Source organism: Oerskovia sp. NPDC060287 (genome assembly GCF_042726775.1).
GTDB lineage: Bacteria > Actinomycetota > Actinomycetes > Actinomycetales > Cellulomonadaceae > Oerskovia > Oerskovia merdavium.
Genome location: NZ_JBHXBO010000279.1, coordinates 1 through 4,893, shown reverse-complemented (window position 1 = coordinate 4,893; position 4,893 = coordinate 1). Strand labels below are relative to the sequence as shown.

The following is a 4,893-nucleotide window of genomic DNA, read 5'->3' as shown; positions in this document are numbered from 1 at the left end:
ACACCCCACCCCCACCCCCACACCAAGGAGCATCCGTGCGTTTCCAGGTCCTCGACATCGTCTTCAACCCGCCCCACCCCGTCACGGGCGAAGCCGTCCCCGCGGCCGACCGCCTCGAGCGTGTCGTCGAGACCGCGGTCCTGGCCGAGGAGCTCGGCCTCGACGCGTTCGCGGTCGGCGAGCGGCACGCGGGCGACGTGCTGTCGTCGTCGCCCACCGTGATCCTCGGTGCGATCGCCGCCCGCACCTCGCGCATCCTGCTGAGCACGGGCGTCACGGTGCTGTCCCTGCTGGACCCCATCCGGGTCGCCGAGGACTACGCGACGATCGACCAGCTCAGCCGGGGCCGGTTCGAGATGGTGATCGGCAAGGGCAACGAGGCGCTCCAGTACCCGTTGCTGGGCCTCGACCTCGCCAAGCAGTACGAGTACCTCGAGGAGAACTACGAGCTGCTCCGCCTGCTCCTGAGCGGTGAGGAGGTCGACTGGGAGGGCCGTCACCGCCCCGACCTGCAGGGAGCCACGACGCTGCCGCGCCCGTACGACGGCGCGTTCCGGATCTGGCACGGCTCGGCGACGTCGCAGTTCGCGGTCGAGCTCGCCGCGCGGTGGGGCGACCCGATCGTGAGCGCCAACGCGTTCCAGCCGCGCGAGAGCTACAAGGTGCTGATCGACCACTACCGCGAGCAGTACGCGGCGGCGGGGCACGACCCGGCGTACGGGTTCGTCGGGTCCGGCTCGGGCGGGCTGTTCCTCGCGGACACCACCGAGCAGGCGATCGAGGAGTTCCGCCCCATCTACGAGGGCGCGGTCGCGCGCGCGGACCTGCGGAAGTACGACCCCGCCGCGGTCGGCAAGGTCACGAGCTTCAGGACCATCGAGGAGGCCGTCGAGCGCGGCCCGGCCCTCGTGGGCTCGCCCGAACGGGTCGCCGAGAAGATCCTCGACTACCACCAGAGCTACGGGCACGACCTGCAGTCGGTCTCGATCAACCACCTCCTGGAGCCGGCCCGGCAGGACGACGTGCTGCGCCGGTTCGCGGAGGAGGTCGTGCCGCTCGTCCGGGCCGAGGTCAAGACCGACCTGTGGGGTCCGGCCGACGCGCGCCGGGCCAAGGGGTTCACGGCGTCGTAGGTCGCGGCCGACCACGTCAGGGGGCCCCGCCGGGGCGGGAGAGACGCTCGCCGACGGGCGTCCGCGCGGTCGCCTCTCCCACCTCGCGTCAGGGCTGTCCGACCGGCCCGACGACGGGCCTCGAACCCTGGCGGAGCGTGCCCGCAGGTCCTAGGCTGGAAGAGTCCTGCGGGCACGTACGGGCACCGGAAGAAGGCTCCGACGATGTGGCTTCTCGTGATCTCCGGCGTGGTGGGCGCGGCAGTGGTCGCCGTCATCGCGTGGTCCACGGTGCGCCACGACCGGCCCCCGGCAGACGCTCTCCCACCCCTCCGACCGCACCGGCTCACGTGGCGCGAGCGGCGCCGTCGGGCACCTGACCCCCTCGTGGCGCTGGGGCTCCAGATCCGCCTGGGCCAGCTCGCGCACGAGCTGCGCGACGTCCAGGACGACCCGGGCGTCTACGCCCGGGCCCACCACTACCTCGCCGCGCAGGGCGCGTACGACGCGCTGCTGCGCGAGGCGTGCCGGCTCAGCGGTCTGGAGGTCGACGCCGACCCGCTCGCCGCGGGCCTGCGCAGCGGCGAGGACGAGCGGCTGCGCGAGGAGCTCGAGCTCAGCGCGCGCGGCTGGACCTGGTAGCCGGCCCCCGGCGCGGGTGAGGGGCCCGACGGCGGTACGCGCCGTCGTCGGGCCGCTCACCCAGGTCGCGGCCTCAGAGGGCCGAGTGGTCCCCGATCCGGTGGTAGGACCGGTCGTGGTAGACCAGCGGCGTCGCGTCGCTGCGCGTCCCCGACGCGAGCGCGCGCAGCGAGACCAGGTAGCTGTCGCCCACGGGCGTGCGCTGGATGATGCGCCCGCGCACCCAGGACAGCGCGCCGTCGATCACGGGCTCGCCCGAGTCGAGGGGGGACCATCCGCCGGCTGCGAACCGGTCGATCCCGCTCGTCGCGAAGCGTGCCGACACGTCGTCCTGGTCGGCGCTGAGGAAGTTGACCGTGACCGTGCGGGCGGCCGAGATCGCGGGCCACGACGACGAGGTCGACGCGAGCGAGAACGCGAGCAGCGGCGGCGCGGCCGAGACCGAGATGACCGAGGTCGCCGTGAAGCCCACGGGGCGCCCCTCGTGGTGCAGCGCGACGACCGCGACGCCCGCGGGGTGCTGCCGGAAGACGGCCTTGTAGGCGTCGGGGCTGAGCTGGGGCTCGTCCTGCTCGTGGAGCAGGGCCTCGAGCCCGGCGAGGCCCGCGACGTCGGAGCGGGTGGTGGGTTCGGCGGTCATCGGGTCACCTCGGCGAGCTCGGGGGCGGTCTGGTGGGTGGTGGCGTCCTGCCCGACGGCGGCGCTCGCCGCCCGGAGCAGCGGGCCCCCCGCGCGGTCGAGCCAGGCGTCGACGGCGCTCGCGAGCTCGGCCTCGCCGAGCTGGGAGTCCAGGAGCGTGAGCGTCCGCGCGGGGACGGTCGCGCCCAGCTCGACGAGGAGCGGGCGCAGGTGCACCTCGCCCGCGAGGGCGTGCGCCGGGTTGCCCGACACGACGACCGGGACCGCGACGACCCCGGCCAGGCCGTCCGGGCCGTAGAGGTCGAGGAACGCCTTGAGCAGGCCGGTGTACGAGCCCTTGTAGACGGGGGTCGCGACGACCAGGACGGTCGCGCCCGCGACGACCTCGCGCGCGGCGTCGGCCCGGGGGTGCACGGGGGCCAGGACCTCGGCCGCGATCTCGGCGAGGTCGATCGTGGCGGGGGGCGGGGTGGCCGCGAGGCCCAGGTGGTCGGTGACCCGGGTCGCGACGGCCTGCGCCGCGGACAGGGTCCGTGACCCGGGGCGGGGGTTGCCGACCAGGGTGACCACGGCGGGTCGGGGCGGGTGGGATGCGCCGTCGGCGGGGCCAGGCCGGGTGTCGAGGCCGCTGTCGGTGCCGGCCGAGTCGCTGGGCGGTGTCTGGTGCTGCGTCATGGTGTCCTCGCTGTCGTCGTGCTGCACGCTTGCCGCGCCGGTGCCGGCGCGGCCAGGTCATCTCCCGGAGCACCCCGTCGTGGGAGGGGTTGCTGACCAGCGAGCCGGGGCTTGGCGCTGGTGCTCGTGACCGTTGGGTAGGGGTATAGCCCGACCGACGCCAATCTGTACCGATCCGGTCGAGATTTCTCACGGCGTGGACGGTTGTTTCGTGGCGGGCTCGCGCGCTGCGTGCCGGGCGGCCCCGGGTCGCCTGCGTGGCACGGCCGCGCCGGGGCTCCCGGCGGCGGCCCCGGGCAACCGTGATGTCCCAGGTCGTGAGCCTGCCGTCTCCCAGAGTGGGACGGGAGTACGGCGCTGTTTACACGTACGTAACCTGGTGCAGTTAAGAACCAGCCCTGCCGAGGAGCACTTCATGGATAGTCGTCTGCACTCCGTCTACGACGAGGTCCTCGCCCGCAACCCTGGTGAGGCCGAGTTCCACCAGGCGGTGCGTGAGGTCTTCGACTCGCTCGGGCCGGTGCTCCAGAAGAACCCCCAGTACGTCGACGCCGCCGTGCTCGAACGCATCTGCGAGCCCGAGCGACAGATCATCTTCCGCGTGCCGTGGGTCGACGACAAGAACCGCGTGCAGATCAACCGTGGTTTCCGCGTCGAGTTCAACTCGGCGCTCGGCCCGTACAAGGGCGGCCTGCGGTTCCACCCGTCGGTCTACCTGGGGATCGTCAAGTTCCTCGGGTTCGAGCAGATCTTCAAGAACTCGCTCACCGGCATGCCCATCGGCGGCGGCAAGGGCGGCTCGGACTTCGACCCGCGCGGCAAGTCCGACGGCGAGGTCATGCGCTTCTGCCAGTCGTTCATGACCGAGCTCTACCGCCACATCGGCGAGTACACGGACGTCCCGGCCGGCGACATCGGCGTGGGTGGGCGCGAGATCGGCTACCTGTTCGGCCAGTACAAGCGCATCACGAACCGCTACGAGTCCGGTGTCCTCACGGGCAAGGGCATCAGCTGGGGCGGGTCGCTCGTGCGGACCGAGGCCACGGGCTACGGCACGGTCTTCTTCGCCGACCACATGCTGCGCACCAAGGGCCAGAGCTTCGAGGGCCAGCGCGTCGTCGTCTCGGGCTCGGGGAACGTCGCGACCTACGCGATCCAGAAGGCCCAGCAGCTCGGGGCGAACGTCGTGTCGTTCTCCGACTCGTCGGGCTACGTGGTCGACGAGGCCGGCGTGGACGTCGAGCTGCTCCGCCAGATCAAGGAGGTCGAGCGCGGACGCGTGGCCGACTACGTCGAGCGCCGCCCCGGTGCGCGCCTCGTCACGGGCGGCAGCATCTGGGACGTCCCCGCGACCGTCGCCCTGCCCTGCGCCACGCAGAACGAGCTGACCGAGCAGGACGCCAAGCAGCTCGTCGCCAACGGTGTCCTCGCGGTCGCGGAGGGCGCCAACATGCCCACCACGCCGGGTGCCGTCGCGCTGCTCCAGGAGGCCGGCGTGCTCTTCGCGCCCGGCAAGGCCGCGAACGCCGGCGGCGTCGCGACCTCGGCCCTCGAGATGCAGCAGAACGCCTCGCGCGACGCGTGGACGTTCGAGTACACCGAGGAGCGCCTCGCGCACATCATGGAGGGCATCCACTCGCGCTGCGAGGAGACGGCCGACGAGTACGGCGAGCCGGGCAACTACGTGCTCGGTGCGAACATCGCGGGCTTCACCAAGGTGGCCGACGCGATGATCGCCCAGGGCGTCATCTGACGCTCGTCCTGACGGGCCGCTGAGCGGCCCGCTCGACGGGAGCGGCCCGCCGCACGCCTCACGGCCCTGTCT

5 protein-coding genes and 1 riboswitch are annotated in these 4,893 nt (G+C 72.7%); of the genes, 3 read left to right on the top strand and 2 right to left on the bottom strand.

The window, feature by feature from the left end; all coding sequences use genetic code 11:
• Positions 1-35: 35 nt before the first annotated feature.
• Both ACFWFR_RS17405 and ACFWFR_RS17400 read left to right on the top strand, forming a co-directional pair.
• Positions 36-1,133 carry an LLM class flavin-dependent oxidoreductase gene (locus ACFWFR_RS17405; protein WP_377623865.1) on the top strand — a complete coding sequence of 366 codons (1,098 nt, stop codon included), beginning with the start codon at positions 36-38 and terminating at the stop codon, positions 1,131-1,133.
• 204 nt (positions 1,134-1,337) lie between these two features.
• Positions 1,338-1,754, top strand: coding sequence for a hypothetical protein (locus ACFWFR_RS17400; RefSeq protein WP_377623864.1), 417 nt, complete (start codon positions 1,338-1,340; stop codon positions 1,752-1,754).
• A gap of 73 nt (positions 1,755-1,827) precedes the next feature.
• Here the strand turns inward: ACFWFR_RS17400 and ACFWFR_RS17395 are convergent, their stop codons facing one another.
• Both ACFWFR_RS17395 and ACFWFR_RS17390 read right to left on the bottom strand, forming a co-directional pair.
• Entirely contained in the window at positions 1,828-2,394 is a 567-nt protein-coding gene (locus tag ACFWFR_RS17395; RefSeq protein WP_056652434.1) for a flavin reductase family protein, read from the bottom strand.
• A complete protein-coding gene (locus ACFWFR_RS17390) occupies positions 2,391-3,068 on the bottom strand; it encodes an NADPH-dependent FMN reductase (protein WP_377623863.1) in 678 nt (225 codons plus the stop codon). Before ACFWFR_RS17390 ends, ACFWFR_RS17395 begins: the two co-directional genes overlap by 4 nt.
• A 20-nt stretch (positions 3,069-3,088) precedes the next feature.
• A riboswitch (SAM riboswitch) is annotated at positions 3,089-3,200 on the bottom strand.
• A gap of 283 nt (positions 3,201-3,483) precedes the next feature.
• Here ACFWFR_RS17390 and gdhA point away from each other — a divergent pair.
• Positions 3,484-4,821: an NADP-specific glutamate dehydrogenase gene (gene gdhA, locus ACFWFR_RS17385; RefSeq protein WP_377623862.1), complete on the top strand. Its 1,338-nt coding sequence runs from the start codon at positions 3,484-3,486 to the stop codon at positions 4,819-4,821.
• Positions 4,822-4,893 lie beyond the last annotated feature (72 nt).

Bases quoted from the DNA above. Each gene is read 5' to 3' on its own strand.
- ACFWFR_RS17400 (WP_377623864.1), top strand. From the start codon at position 1,338: ATGTGGCTTCTCGTGATCTCCGGCGTGGTGGGCGCGGCAGTGGTCGCC.
- ACFWFR_RS17395 (WP_056652434.1), bottom strand. From the start codon at position 2,394: ATGACCGCCGAACCCACCACCCGCTCCGACGTCGCGGGCCTCGCCGGG.
- ACFWFR_RS17390 (WP_377623863.1), bottom strand. From the start codon at position 3,068: ATGACGCAGCACCAGACACCGCCCAGCGACTCGGCCGGCACCGACAGC.
- gdhA (WP_377623862.1), top strand. From the start codon at position 3,484: ATGGATAGTCGTCTGCACTCCGTCTACGACGAGGTCCTCGCCCGCAAC.